Here is a 20,651-nt window from a genome sequence, read left to right as displayed (position 1 = left end):
CCGCCGGGCCGGAACCACACCATGAAAATCTCCCCCATCATCGCGCACCTGCGTGAGTATTGCCCGAGCCTGGATGCAAGGGTCTCGGGCGGCATCGACCTGGATGCCGTCAGCGAGTCGGTGCTACTGAAGAACCCCTCAGCCTATGTCATCGCTGCCGACGACAAGGCCGGCGACAACAGGGCCCAGAACGCGGTGATCCAGGACATCGAGGACCGCTTCGAGGTGGTGCTCGCAATGGACACCAAGGACGAGCGCGGCCAGCAGGCCAGCGACCTACTGCACGACTTCCGCAAGGAGCTGTGGCGCGCTCTGGTCGGCTGGCGGCCGGCGGCTGAGTACGAGCCCATCGTCTACGACGGCGGCGGTCTTGTGCTGATCAACCGGGCCCGGGTGGTCTACCGCTTCAGCTTCTCCGCCGGCTTCCAGCTTGGCCGCAACCTTGGCACTGACCCCGCCGAGACCTGGCACGAGCACGAACTCGACGGCCTGCCGCCGTTCACCGGGGCGACCATCAACATGGACTGCATCGACCCGGCCGACCCGAACCTGCAAAACCCCGGCCCAGACGGGCGCATCGAAGTGAAGTTCTCCGGAGACCCCGAACCATGACCCAGCGCATCACCGTGGTGCCGGCCCCCGGCCGCGCCGTGCCAGACCCACAGGCGGGCGACCTGCTGCCCGTCGAGGGTCGCGAAGTTCCCGACACCGTCTGGTGGCGCCGCCGCCTCGCCGACGGCGATGTCACCACCAAAGCGGCCAAGGCCACCAAGAAAGAGGTATCTCAACCATGAGCGTCGGCTTCAGCAACATCCCCGCCGATATCCGTGTGCCGCTGTTCTACGCGGAGATGGACAACTCGGCGGCCAACTCCGCATCGTCGGTCATGCGCAGGCTGATCGTCGGCCAGGTCAACGACAACGCCACCGCCGACGATATCGGTCAGCTGGTGCTGGTGCCCAGCGTTGCGCTGGCCAAATCCATCGGCGGCCAGGGCTCCATGCTCGCGAACATGTACGAGATCTGGCGCAAGGCCGACCCGGTCGGCGAGGTCTGGTGCCTGCCGCTGAAGGCGAGCACCGGCGTCGTCGCCACTGGTACCGTCACGGTGACCGGCGCCGCGACCGAGCCTGGCCTGGTCAGCCTCTATATCGGTGGCGTGCGAGTGCAGGCTACGGTCGCGGTAGCTGCCACGGCCACCCAGGTGGCCGCCGCGCTCGCTGTCCAGGTGAATGCCGCTGTCGACCTGCCGGTCACCGCCGAGGCCGCGGCCGGTGTCGTCACGCTGTCCTGCAAGTGGAAGGGCGAAAGCGGCAACGACATCGCGCTGCAACTGAACCGCCTGGGCAAGACCAACGGCGAGTCCACCCCCGCCGGCCTGACCGTGACGGCTTCCGCCATGGCGGCCGGCACCGGCACGCCGGACCAAGTCGACGCGCTGGCCGCGCTGGGTGATGAGCCGTTCGAGTTCATCTGCATGCCCTGGACTGACACCACCACGCTTGATGCCTGGAAGCTGGCCATGGACGACAGCGCCGGTCGCTGGTCCTGGGCCAAGCAGCTGTTCGGCCACGTCTATAGCGCCAAGCGCGGTACCGTCGGCACGCTGGTGGCCGCCGGCCAGGCGCGCAACGATCAGCACGTCACCATCCAGGGGGTGGAGCAGGGCGCTCCGCAACCGGTCTGGCAGGTCGCTGCCGCGCTGGCGGCGCGCACGGCGGCCTTCATCTCTGCCGATGCCAGTCGTCCGACCCAGAGCGGCGCCATGCCGGGCATCGAGGCTGCACCGGCCAGCGAGCGCTTCACCCTGACCGAGCGGCAGTCGCTGCTCAGCTACGGCATTGCCACGGCCTACTTCGAAGGCGGCTCGATGCGCATCCAGCGCTCGATCACCACCTACCAGAAGAACGCCTACGGCCAGGCCGACAACTCCTACCTCGACAGCGAGACCATGCACCAGTCGGCGTTCATCATTCGCCGCCTGCAGGGGGTGATCACCAGCAAGTATGGCCGGCACAAGCTGGCCAATGACGGCACACGCTTCGGCGCCGGCCAGCCGATCGTGACGCCGAGCACCATCCGTGGCGAGCTGATTGCCCAGTACGGGAAGTTGGAGAACGAAGGCCACGTCGAAAACGCCGAGCTGTTTGCCGAGTACCTGGTGGTGGAGCGCGACAGCAACGACCCGAGCCGGGTCAACGTGCTGTTCCCGCCGGACTACATCAACGGCCTGCGCATCTTCGCGCTGCTCAACCAGTTCCGCCTGCAATACGACGCCGCTGCCTGAACCGGCCAGCCAATCCACAAGCCCGCCTGAGCGGGCTTTTTCATTTTCGGAGACATGACCATGGGTCAACGAGTCGCGGGCACCTGCTACGTCAAAGTGGACGGCGCCCAACTGACCATCACCGGTGGCTGCGAAGCACCGCTGATGGACGTAAAGCGGGAGTCGGTCGTGCCCGGCTATTACAAGGAAGAGCAGCTGACGCCTTACGTGAAGGTCACCGCGGTGCACACGCCGGATTTCCCCTTGAAAAAGCTGGTGGCCGGTACCGATATGACCATTACCTGCGAATTCAACAACGGCAAGGTGTACGTACTGTCCGGCGCCTACCTGGTTGACGAACCGGTGTCGAGCGGTGACGACGGCACTATCGACCTCCAATTCGACGGTCTCAAAGGGGTGTGGCAATGACTGAAGTAATCAAGCTGTCCAGCCCAATCAAGGCGCAAGACGAGGAACTCAACGAGCTCAAGCTGCGCCGGCCTACGGTTCAGGAGGTCCGGGCCATCAAGTCGCTGCCCTACAAGATCGACCAGAACGACGAGATAAGTCTGGACATGGACACCTCGGCCAAATACATCGCGGTCTGTGCTGGCATTCCACCGTCGTCGGTGAACCAGCTGGACCTGTCTGACCTGCACACGGCCAGCTGGGCGATTGCCCGTTTTTTCATGAGTGCGGCCTCGCCGACACCGAAAGCCTGATCGCGCTCGCCTACGACCTGGCCTGGTTCTGGAAGGTTGATCCAGACCAGATCCTGGCCAAGCCGCTAGATCTCTTCCTCGAATCGTTGGTGCATGCCCAGCGCATCAACGCTTTGCAGCAGGTGCCGTGATGGCTGACAAGTTCCAGCTCAAGGCGCTCATCACGGGCGTCGACAAGCTCTCGCCAACCCTGGCGGGAATCCGCAAAAACGTTTCGAGCTTTCAGAAAGGCCTTGAGAAGACTGGGCTCGGCAAGATTGGCTTTCGTGACCTGATCGCGGGCGGCGCCATCGCGGCGCCGTTCGTGGCCGGGATCAGCAAAGCCATCGAGTTCGAGTCGCAGATGGCCGACGTGAAGAAGGTCGTCGACTTCGATACCCCGGAGCAGTTCAAGCAGATGGGGGATGATATCGGGCGCATGTCCGAGCGGCTGCCCATGGCGGCTGGCGACATTGCAAAGATTGTTGCAGCGGGCGGTCAGTCCGGCATCGCGAAAAACGAACTGCTTGGCTTCGCCGAAGCTGCGGTGAAGATGGGCGTGGCTTTCGACCAGACGGCTGACCAGTCCGGCGAGATGATGGCCAAGTGGCGCACCTCGTTCAAGATGGGCCAGGACGACGTGGTCGCGCTGGCCGACAAGATCAACTACCTGGGCAACACGGGGCCGGCAAACACCCGGCAGATCTCCGACATTGTGACCCGTATCGGCCCGCTCGGCGAGATCGCGGGCCTGGCGTCGGGGCAGATCGCGGCACTTGGCGCAACCATGGCCGGTGTCGGCGTAGAGCAGGAAGTGGCGGCCACCGGTATCAAGAACTTCATGCTCGCCATGACCAAGGGCTCGGCAGCGACGAAGAGCCAGGCCGAGGCGTTCAAGGCCCTGCGTCTCGACTCCAAGGCAGTGGCCAAGGCCATGCAGACCGATGCGCAGGGCGCGGTGCTGAACATCCTCGACCGACTCAAGGACGTCGACAAGTCCAAGCAGGCCGGGGTGATGACCCAGCTATTCGGCAGCGAGTCGATTACCGCGATTTCGCCACTGCTGACCAACCTGGACCTGCTCAAGGGCAACCTGCAGAAGGTGGCCGACGAAAAGGGTTACTCAGGGTCGATGGACAAGGAGTACGCCTCGCGGGCGGCGACCACGGCGAACAACCTGCAATTGCTGCGCAACACCATCGACGGCGTTGGCCGAGCGCTGGGCGACGCGCTTCTGCCCGGCCTGAATGAGGCTGTCGGCTCTATCAGGCCTCTGATCAGTTACACCGCTGCGATGATCGAGGCAAACCCAAACCTGGTTCGTGGCCTGGTTGGGGCTGGCGTGGCATTCACTGGCATTCGCGCCGCGATTGTGGCCGCGACGGTTGCCACGAAGGTCATGGGCTTGGCGCTGGCGGCAAGCCCTATCGGCCTGATCGCCGTCGGCATCGCCGCCGCCGCCGGCCTGATCATCGCGAACTGGGAGACGGTGGGTCCTTTCTTCTCCGCGATGTGGGAGCTGATCAAGGCCTATGCCGTGCCGGCCTGGGAAATGTTCAAAACTATCGCATCGTGGACGCCGCTGGGTCTGATCATCAAGAACTGGGAACCCATCGTCGGATTCTTCAAGGGGCTATGGGAGGACATTCGGCCCTACTTGGAATTTCTCGGCCTCAATGAGGGCGGGGAGGGTATTACCGCGAAGGTGCAGCGCGCGTCCTACGCCCAGAACCAGCGCAACGGCGTGGCCATGGGCGCTGGCGACGGGGCCCTGCTCGCTGCGGGCGCGGGAGCGCAGTCCGTCGCTCGACAGCAAGGCATGGCGGCAGCTATGGGCATTCCCTCCACCGGCCAACTACTCAAGGCACCGACCCCGGGCAGCCTAGTGATGGCCGGCAACAAGACCCAGGTGGGGGGCGAGCTCAACATCAATATCAACGGCGCACCCCCGGGTACGCGAGTTGAGCAACCCAAAACCAACCAGCCTGGTTTGCAGATTAAGCCGAAGGTTGGCTATCGAACGATGGGGGCGGCGCCGGCATGACCGAAACAACCTGGCGGGATAGCTTATTGCCTGCCTCATTTCGCGGGGTGGCGTTCGAGGTCGACCGGACTTCGATGCCAACCGGGCAGCGTGGCCAGTTGCACGAATTCGTGCAGCGGGATGAGCCGTACTTCGAACAGCTAGGCAAGCGGGCCCAGGTGCACAAGCTCACGGCTTTTGTCATCGGGCCGGACTGCTTCGAGCGGCGCGACAAGCTGCTCGAGGCGCTGGAGACCCAGGGCGCGGGCGAATTGGTGCACCCATGGTTCGGGCGCATGCTGGTCAAGGTGGGCGAGTGCGAAGTAAGCCACGAGCGCGCTGAAGGCGGTATGGTGCGCTTCGATCTGCAGTTGTACCCAGACCAGCCGCGCAAGTACCCAGGGGCGAAGCCGAATACCCAGCAACGCGCTGCCAAGGCCTCCGAAGGCCTGCTCGACTCTGCGTTGGGTCGCTACTCGTCTGCCATAGACAGGGTCGACGCGGCGCGCATTAACCTAAACAGCCTGCGCAGCAGCGTGAGTGGTGTCTTCGCCACGGTGCAGCAGCAATTCTCACCGATCGCCAATGCGGTCAACGGCGTCATCGGCTTCGTGCAGGCCATCGTCAACGCCCCTGATAGCTTACGATCGATGTTCAGCAGTTACTTCGCTGGCGGTTCGTTCAATCTGTTCTCGTCGGGCAGCTCAGGGTCGAGCTATCGCCGATCCCTCAGTTTGGCTAATCAGCAGGTGGAGGCGGTGCGGGCGATCGACACCCTGCCACCGGCCGGCGGGGCCGATACCTCGGCCGCCGCGCAGGCGACGGCCAACCTGGTACAGGACGCGCTGCTGGTTCAGGTGGGCAACATCGTAGCTGATCTGCCAGTTGCGCCGCCGGCCAGCCCCGTGACCAGCGTTCCACCGCTGGATCAGCAGGAGCAACAGCCTGTCGAGCGCCCGGAAGTTCCGGTCGCCGACGACGTGCTCGAGCTGCGCGACGACCTCAACGACGCCATTTGGCAGGCCGCGCTGAAGGCCGATCACGCTCACTACCAGGCTTTGACTAACGTGCGCCACGCGCTGAACGACCACCTGACGGCGGTCGCGGCATCCGGGGTGCGCCTGGTCGATGTGACGCCCGAGCAAACACTGCCAGCCCTGGTGCTGGCGTACCGCCGGTTCGGCGATGCCACGCGGGAGGGAGAAGTGGTGCAGCGCAACCGCGTCCGGCACCCCGGATTCGTCCCGCCGCGTTCACTGAAACTCGCCAAGGAGTAGGGCATGGATGAACAGAACACTGTAACCCTGACGGTTGATGGCCTGGACTATGGCGGCTGGAAGGACGTTGAGATCTCGGCGGGACTCGAACGCCAGGCCCGCGACTTCCGTCTCAGCATCACTTGGCGCTGGCCTGGGCAAGAGGTTGTCAGGCCCATCCGCCAGGGATCGCGCTGCGAAGTTCGCATCGGTGCCGACCTTGTGCTCACCGGCTGGGTGTTTTCGACCCCGATCAGTCACGACGCCGGCCAGATCACCATGTCGGTCTCCGGGCGTTCACTCTCTGCCGACCTAGTGGACTGTGCCGCCGTCAACAAGCCAGGGCAATGGAAGAATCAGGGCGTGCTGGCCATCGTCAGCGCGCTGGCTGCGCCTTACAACCTGCGGGTCACAAGCGAAATCGCGGCAACCGCTCGGCTGTCAGACCACACCATCGAGCCAGGGGAAACCGCGTTCGAGTCCATCGACCGTCTGCTCACCTTGTTCCGCGCCTTCTCGACCGACGACGCCCGGGGCCAGGTGGTGCTGGCCGACGTGGGCAGCCAGGGGCGTGCCTTCGACCGGCTAGAGGTCGGCAACAACGTCCTCACCGGCAGCGCCTCGCTTGACTTCTCCGGCGTGTTTTCCGAGTACCAGGTGCTTGGCCAGCGCAGCGGCACCGACAACGCCTTCGGCGAGAAAGCCGCCGAGGTATCCGCCACCGTTACCGACAGCCGCACCACCCGCAAGCGCACGCACATCATCCACCAGGCAGGCCAGATGACTGACGAGCTCGCGCAGGGGCGCGCGAACTGGGAGCGCGGTAACCGCATGGGCAAGGCCCTGCAAACCACCTACACCGTGCAAGGCTGGCGGCAGAGCAACGGCGCGCTGTGGCGACACAACACCGTGGTGCGGGTGGTGGACCCGTTGATCGGCTTCGACCGTGACATGGTCATCGCCGAGGTCACTTACACCCTGAGCGACAGCGGGATGATCACCACCCTGGTGGTCGGGCCGCCCGAAGGCTATGAGCCAGAGCCGGCGGACCCACTCAAGCGCCGCAAGCTCAAGAAGGGAAAGAAGGGCGACAACTTCGAATACCTGCTACCAGAAGACTGGGGGAAAAAATGACCATGCTGACGCGCATGATTGCCCGCGGCACCGTGGCCCTGGCCTCGGCGGGCAACATGCTTCAATCGCTGCAAATGCGGCTGACCGCCGGTGAAGTGAAGGACGGCTTGGAGCACTTCGAGCCCTACGGATTCACCAGCCATCCCAAGTCCGGCGCCGAAGGCATCGCGCTGTTCCTGGGCGGCGACCGCTCCCACGGGGTGGTGGTCTGCGTGGCTGACCGGCGCTTTCGCCTGAAGGAGCTGGAGGCTGGCGAGGTGGCTTTGTACACCGACGAGGGCGATACCTTCGTGTTCAAGCGCGGGCGTGTCGTCGAGCTGGACACCATGACGCTGAAGGTCAAGGCCGGTACAGCCGTCGAGTTCGACACGCCGCTCATCAAGACCACGGGGCGCATCGAGTCCACCGGCGACCAGGTTGCCGGTGGCATCAGCCAGATCAATCACGTGCACGGCGGCGTGATGCCTGGTACCGGGCAGACCCAGAAACCGGCAGGTGGGCCATGAACGATACCGACAAGAGCCTGGTCAGGACCGTGGTGATCAGCCTGTTCACCTGGCGTCGGGCTGGCCCAGACGACCCCGTTGACGACGAAGAGCGTTACGGCTGGTGGGGGGACAGCTTTCCGCGTGTAGCTGACGACCGAATCGGCTCTCGCCTCTGGCTGCTGCGTCGGGTGAAGCTGACCGACCGCACCCAGCGTGATGCCGAGTACTACGCCAATGAGGCCCTGCGCTGGCTAATCGACGACGGACAGGTTCTTGATATCGCCGTCACCAGCGAGCGCGCCGGCCTTGATCGCATCAACCTGCGTGTAGGGCTGACACTGCTCAACGGCTCCACCCTCATCATCGACTCGGACCAACTGTGGCAGGTGACCTATGCCGTTTGAAACACCTTCGCTACCGACCCTGATCAGCCGGTCCCAGGCAGATCTGGGCAGCAACGCATTACGCCACTCCGATTCCCAGGTGCTGGCCAGGGCGCAGGCTGGTACTGCTTTCGGTTTGTATGGGTACCTGAACTGGATCATCGAACAGATCCTGCCCGACACCGCCGACGAAGACACGCTCGAGCGAATAGCATCGCTGCGGCTGCAGCAGCCGCGCAAGCCGGCCGCCCCAGCGGCTGGCTCCGTCAGCTTCCAGGCCGCCACCGGCGCAGTATTGGATATCGATACCGTGCTTCAGGCTGAGGACGGCCGGCCCTACAAGGTCACCACTGGCGTGACGACCAGCGCCGGCACCAACCAAACCACCGTCGAGGCGGTCGACGCCGGAACCCTGGGTAATGCGGATGCAGGCCAGCCCCTGACCCTTGTTCAGCCGGTGGAAGGCATCGCTGGCACGTTCATCGTGCTTGCGCCAGGGTTGACCGGAGGCACGCCCAGGGAAAGCGTCGAATCGCTGCGTGCGCGGGTGATTCGCTCCTATCGCGTGATTCCTCATGGCGGAAGCAAGGACGACTACGAGACCTGGGCGCTCGAATGCGCAGGCGTCACTCGCGCATGGTGCGTGCGCAACTACATGGGGCCTGGCACCGTTGGCGTGTTCATCATGCGTGACGATGACGCTAACCCCGTCCCCGACGCTGGTGAGCTTTCTGAGGTGAAGGCCTACATCGAAGGGCGCCGACCGGTGACGGCTGAAGTATACGTGTTGGCCCCGGCGATAGTTCCGGTGATCTACCAGATCCGGCTCAACCCGGACACGACCGCCACGCGGGCTGCGGTAGAGGCGCAACTGGCCGATCTGCACAACCGTGAAGCCGGCCTCGGCGAGACACTTCTGCTCAGTCACATGCGTGAGGCCATCAGTGGTGCGAAGGGCGAGTGGGACCATGTGCTGGTCTCACCTACCGCCGACCTCGAGTCCGCAAGCAATCAACTGCTGACGTTCGGAGGGTGCACATGGCTGGCGTGAGAACAGCTAAAGAGTACAAGGAACAGTTGCGGGCGCTCCTGCCCTTGGGCCCCGCTTGGGATCCTGAGCTGGTGCCGGAAGTCGACCTTGTACTGGAGGGCGTATCGCAAGAGTTTGCCAGAATCGAGGCGCGCGCCGCCGCCGCGCTGAACGAGATGGACGCAGCCGGCGTGAGTGAACTGGTACCTGAATGGGAAGCAGTCATGAGCCTGCCTGACGCATGCCTGGGCGCGACCCCTTCGTTCGAGGACCGGCGCCTGGCCGTTCAGCAGCGCCTGGTTGCTGTCGGCAGCCAGACTGTTTCCTACTTCATCAGCCTCGCCGCGGGCCAGGGCTACCCGAATGCCACTGTTACCGAATTTCGTGCTCCGCGGTGGGGGCGTTCGCGGTTTGGAAGTGCGCATTTCGGCACTTGGAATGCGCAGTTCCTGTGGACGTTGCATACGGGCGGCCGGCAGAGGTTGGGACGTCGATTCGGCATCAGTTATTGGGGGGAGAGGTTCGGGGTCAATCCTGGGAGCGCTCTTGAATGCGTCATTCGCCGTGCTGCGCCCGCGCACACTGTGGTTCATATTGATTACAACTGAGGGATACCGCGTGGATTATCCAAAAAGTCTGCCGAATGCCGGTCTGGTTGGCGGGAAGTTCATCGACGAAGACGTCGTCAATGGCACTCCGGGGTCGCTGATCCCTTCAGCCTGGGGCAATGCAGTCACAGACGAGTTGCTGTCGGTCATCGTCGGTGCCGGCATGGTGCCAAACGAAGCCGACTTGACCCAACTGTTAAAGGCTATCCGTTTGATTGTGCAAGGAGGTTCCGGCGCTTTTGCTGTCGATACCGGCATCGCCAACACGTATGTTGTCGCCTACGCGCCGGCTATTACTGCGTTCACTGACGGTCTAAGGCTGAGCTTCCGAGCCAAGACTGCGAACAGCGGGGCCAGCACATTTGCGCCCAATGGACTGGTTGCCAAGCCTCTTCTAGGTCTGAGCAAGGTTGCGCTTCAGGGCGGAGAAATTGTAGCTGATGGGCAGTGCACAGTGGTGTGGTCTGCCGCAATTGACAGCTGGATTCTTATAAGCAGCACAGGGGGCGCCCTGCAGGTAGCGGAGCCGACCAAGAGTAATCATGCTGTTCCTTTCGCATGGCTTCCAAAGCGTTCGTTTGCTGCTAACGACTACATTCGCGTTCCAGATGTTCCTGGAGGTTTGATTGTTCAGTGGGGGGTTGGCACGCTGCCGGCATCAGGCACAACCTCCTCGCGGACGACTGTCACTTACCCAACCAGGTTCCCCACGGCGGCCCGGCTTGTTGTCGCAATGGGCACAGGCACCATCAACACGAATGGCTACGCATCGATCATGAGTACTGATGGATATGACGCCGTTGCTGCGTCGCTCACGGGAGATTCAAACCAGACCATTGTCTTCAACAAAACCTGCCCGTTCGTATGGCTTGCACTGGGGAACTGAAATGTCTGCAGCCTATTACTCGCCCGCACTTAATACTTTCATCCCCGCCGAGTGGAAAAACGATGGCACTTATTCTGACGAGAATTGGCCGGAAGATGCGGTACTTCTCACCGAGGAAGAATGCGACACGTACTGGAAGCAGACTCCGCCAGAAGGCCAGAGGTTGGCTCCCGTAAACGGACTTCCTGGCTGGGTTGATTTACCGCCGCCTGTTATCGATTGGCCCCGCGTCAATCGCGCAGTGCAGAACGCATTGCTCGCCGCTGCATCGTCGGCCATGACGCCTCTCCTTGTGTCTTTGCAGCTTGGCGATGCCACAGGCGAGGAGATCGCCAGCGCAAAGTCATGGCAAGCATATGTTCGAGATTTGAAGGTCGTCGACTTGAGCGTGCCTGAACCGGCATGGCCGGTTGTTCCGGTCTAACTCCTGGCCGCCTTGAGCGGCTTTTTTTCGCCTGGAGAAAAACCAATGCGTACATCGCAACGCGGCTTGAGCCTGATCAAGTCGTTCGAAGGCCTGCGCCTGCAGGCCTATCAGGATGCCGTCGGCGTCTGGACCATCGGCTACGGCACCACCCGGGGCGTGAAGGCCGGCATGAGCATCACCAAGGAGCAGGCCGAGCGGATGCTGCTGAACGACGTGCAGCGCTTCGAGCCGGATGTGCAACGCCTGGTCACGGCGCCTTTGAATCAGAACCAGTGGGATGCACTGATCAGCTTCACCTACAACCTGGGCTCGGCGAACCTTGAATCGTCAACGCTGCGGCGCCTGCTCAATGCCGGGGACTATGCCGCTGCCGCTGAGCAGTTCCCGCGCTGGAACAAGGCTGGCGGCAAGGTGCTGCCGGGCCTTGTGCGTCGTCGCGCCGGTGAGCGCGATCTGTTCCTAGGGGCTGCGTGAGCACTTGGGCGCTGCGCCTCGCCGGCGCCGGTCTGTTGATCCTGCTCGGCATGGCCGTGGGCGCCTGGGTCACCACCAGCCACTTTCGACCGGTTCTCGACGCGGTCCAGAGCGAGGCTGCCGCGTGCACCGCTGCGCGCGAGAACCTCGCAGGCCTGGCAGCGGAGCAGGGCAAGGCCCTGGGCGCCCTGACCCTGGCCGCGAACGAGCGCCAGGCCAGGGCAGAGCAGGCGGTGACCCAGGCCAAGGCCAGCGCAGATCTGGATTACGCGGCGGCGAACCGCCTGCAGCAGGAACGCACCGGTGGCGATCAGTGCGCTGCGGCCACCTCGATCATCGACCAGGAGCTTGGCCTATGAACGCGCAGGTGTTGGAAAAAAGTGCAGGCCGCTCGAAAACCTGCAGGACCTGGGAAAAAGTGCAGGCCCTGCAGGCCCTGCAGGTGATGCTGGTTGGACTGCTGGTGGCGGGATGTGCTGCGAGGCCGGCGCCTGAGATCAGCTACGTGCGTGTCGAGGTGCCGGTGCAGGTGTCATGCCGGGCGCCGGAGGTCGCGGTGCCGCCCTGGGCAGCTGCCGGCCTGCGCAAGAGCGACAGCCTGGAGGTGAAAGTGCGTGCGCTGCTGGCCGAGCGCAGGCAGAGGATCGGGTACGAGAATCTGCTGGAAGCGGCAGTGCAGTCGTGCCGCTGATCAAGAGCGTGCATCCGGCCAGCAGCAGCCGACGAGGTGTAGCGATGGGGAGAGGGGGAGCGGTCGGCAGAACGCCGGAGGAGGGGTGGCTCGTACCAATTTTTGTACCAATGATCGTGTTTTGGCGTGTAGCACAGAGTATTCCAGCGCGGCGAAACCCCTGGTCTCATTGGGTTTCGCCCCCCTCTGAAACGCACCAAAACGCGGAAAACATCTTTGGAGTATGGCCGAAGCGCTGTCGAATGCCTTATATCCAAAGGGCGCAAGGTGAAGGAAATTTAATCCTGTACTTTGCAATCCGTTGTTCTTGATGAGTATCGTGGCCGAACGCGGTATCGATATCGCGTCTACTTGGTAAGGAAATCAGCAATGCGTGTTGTTGTGGCCTGCGTGGCCTTGGCGGTATCTGTCGTGGCCCATGGTTCGAACTTTCAGGACATGGAGGCCGTCGAGAAACAAGTGATGAAGGTCGATCGTTGCTCGAATGCGGCGTTTATCGCGGTATCGATATTGGAGGAGAGTGGCGATGGCCTGGGCCAGGGCCTGGCCATGACGGGGGCCGTGGCAGGGCTGCAGAAAAACCAGCAGTTAGGCCAAGCGAAGCCCACCGAGCTTGAAGTGAAGGTGGCTTCTAGGTATGCCGAGCGTGAATCCATTGGCATGAAACGGCCCTTCGGCAAACAGCAGCATGATTGGCTGGTGGCTCAGGCCGCAGCAGGGTGCGTCATGTGGATGCCGCTCGAGGGCTGAGCGTTGCTGGCGAAAGCGGCGCCGCGCTGCCCTGCGGACAGACGGGCAAAAAAAGCCCGCCATGACGGCGGGCACAAGGGGCGTTAAGGGAGCAACGCACAACAACAGATTCGGGGTTCAGGCCAGCAGCGCGCAGGGGGCGAAGTGCTCGGCGATGTCCTGCGCCGAAGCGCGGGAGGTGAGCGGGCCGCTTATGGCTTCGCCGTTGCACATCAGGTACCAGCAGGCCAGCAAGCCTTGCTGGCGCAATTCGCGCGGGACGGCGCTGCCGACGACGGACATGATCTGGATGCTGGCCATGGAGGTGTCTCCGTGTGAGATGGCGCTACCTTACATGCCGGGGGCGCGCGGCTGAAATCGACACGCTCAATAGTGGTCATTGATGAAATCAACCCTCGCTAGTGTCCTGTCTTGGACATACGTTCTCTTTTGACGAGTGGTAACGCCGACCGGGCGCCCAAGACACCGGCAAAAGTGAACAGCTTATTGCCGAGACAGGACACTAGCGTGGGACACCCGCTTCGATCTCGTGGTCGGTCGGCCTGCCGCGCCCTTTGTGCAAGCCGATCAACAGGGCCAGCAGGATCGATCCAATCGCGAACCAGTCTGTCGTGCTCGGCGTCTGGTCAAGGATGACCATCGAGCCGAGCGTGCCGAAGATCGGGATCAATAGCGACAGTGGCGCCACCTTGGAGGCGGGGTATTCACGCAACAGGAGATTCCACCCCCAATAGCAGAAGTGCGTGGCGGCGTATACCTGGAACATCAGCGAGAAGAGCACGGTCGCATTCATTTGTGCGGCTGGCCAGTCCAGCGACGTAGCCCCGTGCAGCCACCAGGCCAGCGCCAGCAAAGGGAGCGGCGGTACGAGGCTGGCCCACACCACGAAGGCGAAGATCTCTCGTACCCTGGAAACCTTGATGATGATGTTGCCGATGCTCCAGGCCAAGGCGCTGATCATGATCAGGCCCAAGCCGAGTGTGGTCGCCTTGCCAGGGCTGCCTATGAAAATACCCGTTAGCCCTAGCGCGGCCAGCAGCATGCCGATCCGTTGCGGCCCGGTCAGGCGCTCACCAAACAGTAGCACGCCCCAGCCGATGGTGAAGAACGCGCTGACTTGGATGAGCAGCGATGCGCTGGCCGCAGGTACCCCCATCGCGATGCCGAGATTGATCGCTGCCCACATCGCCACCCCGAAGATCAGGCCATAGGCGATCAACCAGCGGTGGGCCACGGCGGGGCGCTTGACGAAGAATACCCAGGGCAGTGCCGTCAGCGTGAAGCGCAGGCTGGTCAGGAGCAAAGGGTCCATATCGGCGAGCGCCAGTTTGGAGATGGGGAAGTTGAGCCCCCACAGCGCCGTTACCAACAGCGCAAGCATCAAGTGTTTTCTATGCATGGTATCTGCTTGTCCGAGTGCCCAGGCATCAGGCCCGGGCGGTCGCGGCACTTTGCGCGTGAACGAGATGGCCCGCTTTCAATGAAGGGTCAATTGGTAATAAAATCGGGCCATGAACGAAAACACCTGCCAGCCTGCTCCCTATGACGCGGTCCCCTGTGAGGTGGTGGTCACGGCGCGGGAGTATGCCGATGGCGCGCGGTTTCCCATGCACGACCACCGTCGCGGCCAGTTCGCCTATGCGGCTTGTGGGGTCATTACGGTGAACACTGAGCGAGGCAACTGGGCCGTGCCACCGCAGCGCGCAATATGGGTGCCACCAGGGGTACGCCATGGGATGCAGATGCGTGGCACGGTCACCATGCTCAACACCTACGTCAGTCCGGCCGCCGCCCTGCGCGTGGGGCTGCCGAATGTCTGTCAGGTGTTCGCTGTTTCAGCGCTGGTACGGCAATTGCTCACCTTGGCGCTCGAGGTCCCTGGCCGTTACGCTGGCAACGAGCGCGACGCTCATTTGATGGGGTTGCTGTTGCATGAGATCGCCAGGATGCCGCCTCTTTACCTCAATGCGCCACTGCCTGCAGAACCGCGCCTTGACAAGGCCTGCCAGCGGTTCCTCAACGCACCATCGCTTGAGATCGGTGTCGACGAGATGGCTCGCTGGGCCAACATGAGCCGGCGTAATTTTACCCGGCAGTTCCGCCAGCACACCGGCATCAGTTTTCTGCAGTGGCGCCAACAGGCCTGCTTACTGGCCGCGACGGTCAAGTTGGGCAATGGCGAGGCAATTACGCAGGTTGCCGTGGCGCTCGGCTATAGCAGCCCGAGCGCTTTTTCTACGGTATTCAAGAAGGTGCTGGGGGAGGTGCCGAGTCGTTACTTTGGCGCATGAGGCACCCGATTCGGGGTCAGCTGGATGGTCCTCGAACTGCTCGTGGCGCCCGAGGCCTATCGTGGACAGGGACTGAGGCGCGAGATGGCCCAGTGCGCGGTGGATGGCGCCGCTGACCACGGTCATGATCATGGCGCTACCTTGCGTGCCGGCTGCATCGACACGCTCGGTAGTGGTTCGATGATGAAATCGAGCAATGCTGTCATTCCAGGCTTCGGCCGTGGCGCCAATAGCCCATCAGGGTCAGGCTGCCACGGTCGAGGCCGCGTTCGTTGATCCAGTGCTTGCGGATCGCCATGACGGCAGCCGACTCACCGGCTACCCAGGCGTAGAACGCGCTGTCGGCCGACTCGGCCAGTTCCCAGAGAATCTCCTTGTCGATATCCACCTCTTTGAGGGGCTTGGCGCTAGCTTGCGTGGCCTGCGGCAGGCGCGCCAGCTCAAAGGCCGCGTGGCGCATGGCTTGGCCATGGGGGCAGTCGAGCTCGCTACGGGCCAGCCAGTGCAGCTCGGTGCCGGGGGCATGGCGCAGATCTACGCAGTCACCTGGCTCGGGGACTTCGAGGAATACCTGGGTAGCGGGCGGGGTGGCAAGCTCGGCGAGGCTCTCGAGGATGCCGGCGATGGCCGGCAGGGCGGTCTCGTCGCCAATCAGCAACAACTGGCGCACGCCTTGGGGCGGTCGCCATTCATAGCCGCCGGGGTCGCCCTGGGCGTGGCGGTGCGGCGCGACGATCTGCAGGCGGTCGCCGGGCTCGGCCTGTTCGGCCCAGGCCGAGGCCGGGCCGCTGTCGCCGTGCAGGACGAAGTCGATGTCCAGTTCGCCGGCATCGGCGCGCAGGGCGCGAATGGTGTAGGTGCGCATCGGGTGCTGGGCCTGGCGCCGCGCGGCTTGCCAGTCGCCGTCCTTGGGCAGGGCCGGTTCGTGGCCCTGGGCATCGGGGAACAGCAGCTTGACGCGCTGATCGGCCGCCAGGGTGCGCATCTGCCGTACATCGTCGCCGGCGAAGACGAAGCGGCACAGGGACGGGCTCAGGCGTTCGCGCCGCTGCAGCTGGATATCGAATAGCTGGTAGGGGCGCGGGCCGCTGTCGGCCTTGATGATCTTGCGCAGGTTGCGCGCGACGTTGGAGGCCAGGGTGCTCATGCTGCTCATGGGGGTACCTCGTTGCAGATGACCGATAGCCGGAAGACGACTGGCGCGCGAAGTGATTTAGCCGCGCGGGCTGGTACGGCGGTAGGCATTAGGCGTTTGTCCGGCCAGGCGCTTGAAGAACCGCGCGAAGTAGGTCGGGTCGCTGAACCCCAGGCTGTCGGATAACTGGCCGATGCTCATGCGCGTGTACACCAGGTTGCGGCGCGCCTCCAGCAACAGGCGCTGGTGGATGACCTGCAGCGCAGTCTGCCCGGCCAGGCTGCGGCACAAGAGGTTCAGTTGCAGGCTGGAGATGCCCAGGCGGCTGGCGAAGTCGTCCACCGCCAGGTGTTCGCGGTAGTGCGCCTCGACCAGGCGCAGGTAGCGGCCGAACAGTTGCTGGTCGCGTTCATGCGGGGTGCGCGGCGCCTGCAGCGGCTGCTGGCGAAGCAGCCACACCATCAGTGCCGTGACCAGGGCCGACAACAGGGCCGCACGGGCCGGGGCGCTGCCCTGGTACTCCTGGTGCAAGGTGTCGAGCAACCCGCCCAGGCGCGGGCGATCCTTGCCCAGCAGGTAGCAGCGCGGCGCCGCCAGCACGCTCAACGGCGCCCCCAGGCGCTGCTCGAGGTCGGCCACCAGGGCAGTGCCGAAGGTCAGCACATGGCCCTGGATATCGGCGCTGAAGCGAAAGCCATGCACGGTCAACGGCGGCACAACCTGGATCGCCGCCTCGCGGATCAGGCTGTGCTGGCCTTCGATCTCGATGCGCGCCTCGCCGCGTTGCACATAAAGCAACTGGAACAGCTCGGCATGCCGGTGCGGCTTGATCTCCCAGTGGTGCAGGCGGCTGCGCGCCGGGATCGACTCGCAGTGCAGCAGGTCGGTGCCAGGCCAGGCGTGGTTTTCACCGTAGAGCTGGAACAGCGGGATGCCGGGGAGGGGGCTGGGCATGCTGGGGCCTGTCCGTTAATCGAACGTATTTTGCAAAAGTGCAGGTTTTTCAGCGGATAACCCACTTTCTACCCATAGATCGCACGTAAAAATACAGGTGCTAACCCTAACAGTAGATACCGGGCCTGGACCAGTCCCAGGTCGGTATCGTCATCACGAGACAACAACAATGAAAACTCAGGTTGCAATCATCGGCGCCGGCCCTTCCGGCCTGCTGCTCGGCCAGCTGCTGCACCAGGCGGGGATCGACACCCTGATCGTCGAGCGCCAGACCCCCGAGTACGTGCTGGGGCGTATCCGCGCCGGGGTGCTCGAGCAAGGCACTGTCGATTTGCTGCGCGAGGCGGGCGTGGCTACGCGCATGGATCGCGAGGGGCTGGTGCACGAAGGGGTCGAGCTTTTGCTGGGTGGCCGCCGCCAGCGCCTGGACCTCAAGGCACTGACCGGCGGCAAGACCGTCATGGTGTATGGCCAGACCGAGGTCACCCGCGACCTGATGCAGGCCAGGGCGCAGAGCGGGGCGCCGATCATCTATGCGGCGGCCAACGTGCAGCCTCATGCTATCGATGGCGAGCAACCCTACCTGACCTTCGACAAGGACGGGCGCCAGCAGCGGGTCGACTGCGACTACATCGCCGGTTGCGACGGCTTTCATGGCGTGGCCCGGCAGAGCATTCCAGCCGGGGTGCTCAAGACGTTCGAGCGGGTCTATCCGTTCGGCTGGCTGGGGCTGCTGGCCGATACCCCGCCAGTCAACCATGAGCTGATCTATGCCCATCACCCACGCGGCTTCGTGCTGTGCAGCCAGCGCTCGCAGAGCCGTAGTCGCTACTACCTGCAGGTGCCGTTGCAGGAGCGCGTGGAGGACTGGTCGGACGCGCGCTTCTGGGATGAGCTCAAGGCGCGCCTGCCGGAGGATGTGGCGGCGCAACTGGTGACCGGGCCGGCGCTGGAAAAAAGCATCGCGCCGCTGCGCAGCCTGGTGGTCGAACCCATGCAGCACGGGCGCCTGTTCCTGGTCGGCGATGCCGCGCATATCGTCCCGCCCACCGGGGCCAAGGGTTTGAACCTGGCCGCCTCGGACGTCAACTATCTGTATCGGATCCTGGTCAAGGTCTATCGCGAGGGGCGTACCGAGCTGTTGGCCGAGTACTCGCCGATGGCCTTGCGCCGGGTGTGGAAGGGCGAGCGCTTCAGCTGGTTCATGACCCGGCTGCTGCATGACTTTGGCGAACACCAGGATGCTTGGGACAGCAAGATGCAGGAGGCCGATCGCGACTATTACCTGGGCTCGGCGGCGGGGTTGGCGAACATTGCCGAGAACTATGTGGGGTTGCCGTTCGAGGTGGTGGAGTAGGCCATGCACAGCACCGCCACGAATACCGGCAAATCCGGTGCCATGCGCCAGGTGATCTACTCCAGCACCGCCACCATGGCCTGGTAGCCCCGCTGGCGCGCATGTTCCAGCGCCGTCACGCCATCCTTGTCGGCGATCGTCGGGTCTGCTCCGGCGGCCAGCAGGCGGCGCACGATCTCCACATGGCGCGGGCCGCCATCGCCGAGGATCACCGCCTCCAGCAAGGCGGTCCAGTGCAGGCGGTTGAGATGGTCCACCTTGACGCCAGCATCGATCAATAGCTGCACGGTCTCGACATGCCCGCGCTCGGCGGCGGGGATCAGCGCGGTGCCGCCGTAGCGGTTGGTGCTGTTCAGGTCGGCGCCGTGGGCCAGGGGCAATTGCAGGATCTCGTTCAAACCACGGGCACCGGCATACAGGTAGGGGCTGTCCTGGATGGCATCCTTGGCATTGACGTCGGCACCGGCTTCGATCAATGCCTTGGCGGCTTGGATCTGGTTGCCGTGGGTGGCCACCAGCAAGGCAGTCTGGCCCTGGTCGTCGCGGGCCTCCAGCGCGGCGCCTTGGGCCAGGGCCTGGTGGATGGCGGCAGTATCGCCACGGCGGGCGGCATCGAACAGCTGGGTATTCATGGCAGAGGGCTCGGCATGGGCGGCAAGGCCGGTGAACAGGGCCAGCAGCAGGGTGGCGATGGACAGGCGCATGGTGTCGGGTCCTGAGGGGCAAGGCCTCATCCTAGGCAAGTGGCGGCGGCGACAGAAGTAAAGAATTCGCATGGCAGGCAGTGGCCAGGCTAATGGGCCCGTGGCGAGTTGCCGGGCCGGGGCGCGCGTGATAGAAGTCAGTCTTGTCATTCATTCGTTGAATAACCCGATGTCTTCCAGCGTGAAATCGAATAGAGCCCTGTTCGACCTTGACCTGTTGCGCGCCATCGTCGTGGTGGCCGATTGCGGCAGTTTCACCACCGCGGCCGCGCGCCTGCATTCCACCCAGTCGACCATCAGCCAGAAGGTCCGCCGCCTCGAGGATATGGTCGGCCATCGCCTGCTGGTGCGCGGCAACCGCGATGTGCTGCCCACCGATGCCGGGCAGACCTTGCTCGGGTATGCCCGGCACATGCTGGCGCTCAACGACCAGATGCTCGAAGCCCTGGCCGGGGCCATGGTCGGCATGACCGTGCGCCTGGGCGTGCCCGAGGATTTCGTCGGCGGGCGCACCACCAATGCTTTGTCCGCGTTCAGCCGGCGTCATCCGCAGGTCAAGCTCGAAGTCACCAGTGGCCTGTGCCGCGACCTCAGCCAGGCCTACGACAACGGCGAGCTTGACCTGGTGCTGCTCAAGCAGCGGCGCAACAGCCGCGAGGGCGTGGCCTGCTGGCCGGAGCGGCTGCAGTGGATCGACAGCGCGCGCATGCCGGCCTTCGAACTCGACCCGGTGCCGCTGGTGACCTTCCCCCCGCGCGGGCTGTACCGCGACGACATGATCAGCGCGATCGAGGGCATGGGCCGGCGCTGGCGCATCAGCTTCACCAGCTCGAGCCTCAGTGGCATCCAGGCGGCGGTGGCCGACGGCATGGGCATCAGCCTGCTGCCGCCACGGGCAGCGAGCGCCGAGCACCGCGTGCTCGGCGCCGGGCAAGGGCTGCCGGAAGTGGACAGCTACGAGATCGTGATCGTGCACCGGCCCACGGCGGATGTGATGGTCAAGGCGCTGGCCGAGGTGCTGACCGAGTTGCTGGCGGTGCAGGCGATCTGAGGTTCAATGCGCAGGTATCGCGTTGCCTGCCTGGTCAGCAAG

26 protein-coding genes are annotated in these 20,651 nt (G+C 63.9%); 21 read left to right on the top strand and 5 right to left on the bottom strand.

Features of this window, described 5'->3' with window-relative positions; all coding sequences use genetic code 11:
* Window positions 1–21: 21 nt before the first annotated feature.
* The 18 genes from E3U47_RS18060 to E3U47_RS17975 all read left to right on the top strand — a co-directional run bounded on the left by E3U47_RS18060 (window position 22) and on the right by E3U47_RS17975 (window position 13,117).
* On the top strand, window positions 22–612 hold the full coding sequence (locus E3U47_RS18060; protein ID WP_134693042.1) for a hypothetical protein: 591 nt from the start codon (window positions 22–24) through the stop codon (window positions 610–612).
* Window positions 609–794, top strand: a complete 186-nt coding sequence (locus E3U47_RS18055; RefSeq protein ID WP_134693041.1) for a DUF2635 domain-containing protein — start codon at window positions 609–611, stop codon at window positions 792–794. Before E3U47_RS18060 ends, E3U47_RS18055 begins: the two co-directional genes overlap by 4 nt.
* Window positions 791–2,287 carry a phage tail sheath subtilisin-like domain-containing protein gene (locus tag E3U47_RS18050; RefSeq protein ID WP_134693040.1) on the top strand — a complete coding sequence of 499 codons (1,497 nt, stop codon included), beginning with the start codon at window positions 791–793 and terminating at the stop codon, window positions 2,285–2,287. Before E3U47_RS18055 ends, E3U47_RS18050 begins: the two co-directional genes overlap by 4 nt.
* 60 nt (window positions 2,288–2,347) lie before the next feature.
* Complete coding sequence (locus tag E3U47_RS18045) at window positions 2,348–2,695, top strand: phage tail tube protein (protein ID WP_134693039.1); 348 nt, start codon at window positions 2,348–2,350, stop codon at window positions 2,693–2,695.
* Window positions 2,692–2,988: a phage tail assembly protein gene (locus E3U47_RS18040; protein WP_134693038.1), complete on the top strand. Its 297-nt coding sequence runs from the start codon at window positions 2,692–2,694 to the stop codon at window positions 2,986–2,988. The genes E3U47_RS18045 and E3U47_RS18040 overlap by 4 nt, the downstream gene beginning before the upstream one ends.
* A gap of 130 nt (window positions 2,989–3,118) precedes the next feature.
* Complete coding sequence (locus E3U47_RS18035; protein ID WP_134693037.1) at window positions 3,119–5,011, top strand: phage tail tape measure protein; 1,893 nt, start codon at window positions 3,119–3,121, stop codon at window positions 5,009–5,011.
* Window positions 5,008–6,267 carry a DNA circularization protein gene (locus tag E3U47_RS18030; protein ID WP_134693036.1) on the top strand — a complete coding sequence of 420 codons (1,260 nt, stop codon included), beginning with the start codon at window positions 5,008–5,010 and terminating at the stop codon, window positions 6,265–6,267. The genes E3U47_RS18035 and E3U47_RS18030 overlap by 4 nt, the downstream gene beginning before the upstream one ends.
* Window positions 6,268–6,270: 3 nt before the next feature.
* The gene (locus tag E3U47_RS18025; protein WP_134693035.1) at window positions 6,271–7,380 is read left to right on the top strand and encodes a phage baseplate assembly protein; all 1,110 of its coding nucleotides are present in this window, start codon (window positions 6,271–6,273) and stop codon (window positions 7,378–7,380) included.
* A complete protein-coding gene (locus tag E3U47_RS18020; protein WP_134693034.1) occupies window positions 7,377–7,886 on the top strand; it encodes a phage baseplate assembly protein V in 510 nt (169 codons plus the stop codon). Before E3U47_RS18025 ends, E3U47_RS18020 begins: the two co-directional genes overlap by 4 nt.
* On the top strand, window positions 7,883–8,272 hold the full coding sequence (locus E3U47_RS18015; protein ID WP_134693033.1) for a phage GP46 family protein: 390 nt from the start codon (window positions 7,883–7,885) through the stop codon (window positions 8,270–8,272). The genes E3U47_RS18020 and E3U47_RS18015 overlap by 4 nt, the downstream gene beginning before the upstream one ends.
* Complete coding sequence (locus E3U47_RS18010) at window positions 8,262–9,302, top strand: baseplate J/gp47 family protein (protein ID WP_134693032.1); 1,041 nt, start codon at window positions 8,262–8,264, stop codon at window positions 9,300–9,302. Before E3U47_RS18015 ends, E3U47_RS18010 begins: the two co-directional genes overlap by 11 nt.
* Window positions 9,290–9,889, top strand: a complete 600-nt coding sequence (locus E3U47_RS18005) for a YmfQ family protein (protein WP_134693031.1) — start codon at window positions 9,290–9,292, stop codon at window positions 9,887–9,889. The genes E3U47_RS18010 and E3U47_RS18005 overlap by 13 nt, the downstream gene beginning before the upstream one ends.
* Window positions 9,828–10,775 (top strand): hypothetical protein, encoded by a 948-nt coding sequence (locus E3U47_RS18000; protein WP_167659506.1) that lies wholly within the window; start codon window positions 9,828–9,830, stop codon window positions 10,773–10,775. The genes E3U47_RS18005 and E3U47_RS18000 overlap by 62 nt, the downstream gene beginning before the upstream one ends.
* Before the next feature lies 1 nt (window position 10,776).
* The gene (locus E3U47_RS17995) at window positions 10,777–11,199 is read left to right on the top strand and encodes a tail fiber assembly protein (RefSeq protein WP_167659505.1); all 423 of its coding nucleotides are present in this window, start codon (window positions 10,777–10,779) and stop codon (window positions 11,197–11,199) included.
* A 45-nt stretch (window positions 11,200–11,244) separates the two neighbouring features.
* The gene (locus tag E3U47_RS17990; protein WP_134693028.1) at window positions 11,245–11,676 is read left to right on the top strand and encodes a lysozyme; all 432 of its coding nucleotides are present in this window, start codon (window positions 11,245–11,247) and stop codon (window positions 11,674–11,676) included.
* Window positions 11,673–12,035 carry a hypothetical protein gene (locus E3U47_RS17985; protein WP_134693027.1) on the top strand — a complete coding sequence of 121 codons (363 nt, stop codon included), beginning with the start codon at window positions 11,673–11,675 and terminating at the stop codon, window positions 12,033–12,035. Before E3U47_RS17990 ends, E3U47_RS17985 begins: the two co-directional genes overlap by 4 nt.
* Window positions 12,032–12,367, top strand: coding sequence for a hypothetical protein (locus E3U47_RS17980; protein ID WP_372239521.1), 336 nt, complete (start codon window positions 12,032–12,034; stop codon window positions 12,365–12,367). The genes E3U47_RS17985 and E3U47_RS17980 overlap by 4 nt, the downstream gene beginning before the upstream one ends.
* A gap of 369 nt (window positions 12,368–12,736) precedes the next feature.
* Entirely contained in the window at window positions 12,737–13,117 is a 381-nt protein-coding gene (locus tag E3U47_RS17975; protein ID WP_256660303.1) for a hypothetical protein, read from the top strand.
* Window positions 13,118–13,234: 117 nt separating this feature from the next.
* Here E3U47_RS17975 and E3U47_RS17970 read toward each other — a convergent pair whose 3' ends face one another.
* Window positions 13,235–13,417: a hypothetical protein gene (locus tag E3U47_RS17970; RefSeq protein ID WP_134693026.1), complete on the bottom strand. Its 183-nt coding sequence runs from the start codon at window positions 13,415–13,417 to the stop codon at window positions 13,235–13,237.
* A gap of 202 nt (window positions 13,418–13,619) precedes the next feature.
* Window positions 13,620–14,516: an EamA family transporter gene (locus E3U47_RS17965; RefSeq protein ID WP_134693025.1), complete on the bottom strand. Its 897-nt coding sequence runs from the start codon at window positions 14,514–14,516 to the stop codon at window positions 13,620–13,622.
* A gap of 112 nt (window positions 14,517–14,628) precedes the next feature.
* Here E3U47_RS17965 and E3U47_RS17960 point away from each other — a divergent pair, with 112 nt between their 5' ends.
* Window positions 14,629–15,408, top strand: a complete 780-nt coding sequence (locus E3U47_RS17960; RefSeq protein ID WP_134693024.1) for a helix-turn-helix domain-containing protein — start codon at window positions 14,629–14,631, stop codon at window positions 15,406–15,408.
* Window positions 15,409–15,610: 202 nt separating this feature from the next.
* On the opposite strand, the gene E3U47_RS17955 is transcribed toward E3U47_RS17960, so the two are convergent.
* The gene (locus tag E3U47_RS17955; RefSeq protein WP_134693023.1) at window positions 15,611–16,564 is read right to left on the bottom strand and encodes a siderophore-interacting protein; all 954 of its coding nucleotides are present in this window, start codon (window positions 16,562–16,564) and stop codon (window positions 15,611–15,613) included.
* Window positions 16,565–16,621: 57 nt separating this feature from the next.
* Window positions 16,622–17,497, bottom strand: coding sequence for a helix-turn-helix domain-containing protein (locus tag E3U47_RS17950; protein ID WP_134693022.1), 876 nt, complete (start codon window positions 17,495–17,497; stop codon window positions 16,622–16,624).
* A 169-nt stretch (window positions 17,498–17,666) separates the two neighbouring features.
* Between E3U47_RS17950 and pobA the strand changes: the two genes are divergently transcribed.
* Window positions 17,667–18,854 carry a 4-hydroxybenzoate 3-monooxygenase gene (gene pobA, locus E3U47_RS17945; protein ID WP_134693021.1) on the top strand — a complete coding sequence of 396 codons (1,188 nt, stop codon included), beginning with the start codon at window positions 17,667–17,669 and terminating at the stop codon, window positions 18,852–18,854.
* 56 nt (window positions 18,855–18,910) lie between these two features.
* On the opposite strand, the gene E3U47_RS17940 is transcribed toward pobA, so the two are convergent.
* The gene (locus tag E3U47_RS17940; protein WP_134693020.1) at window positions 18,911–19,558 is read right to left on the bottom strand and encodes an ankyrin repeat domain-containing protein; all 648 of its coding nucleotides are present in this window, start codon (window positions 19,556–19,558) and stop codon (window positions 18,911–18,913) included.
* Between the two features lie 169 nt (window positions 19,559–19,727).
* Between E3U47_RS17940 and E3U47_RS17935 the strand changes: the two genes are divergently transcribed.
* Window positions 19,728–20,609 (top strand): LysR substrate-binding domain-containing protein, encoded by an 882-nt coding sequence (locus E3U47_RS17935; RefSeq protein ID WP_134693019.1) that lies wholly within the window; start codon window positions 19,728–19,730, stop codon window positions 20,607–20,609.
* Window positions 20,610–20,651 lie beyond the last annotated feature (42 nt).

The organism is Pseudomonas sp. RIT623 (genome assembly GCF_004519305.1).
GTDB lineage: Bacteria > Pseudomonadota > Gammaproteobacteria > Pseudomonadales > Pseudomonadaceae > Aquipseudomonas.
This window is presented reverse-complemented; position numbering and strand designations above follow the sequence as displayed.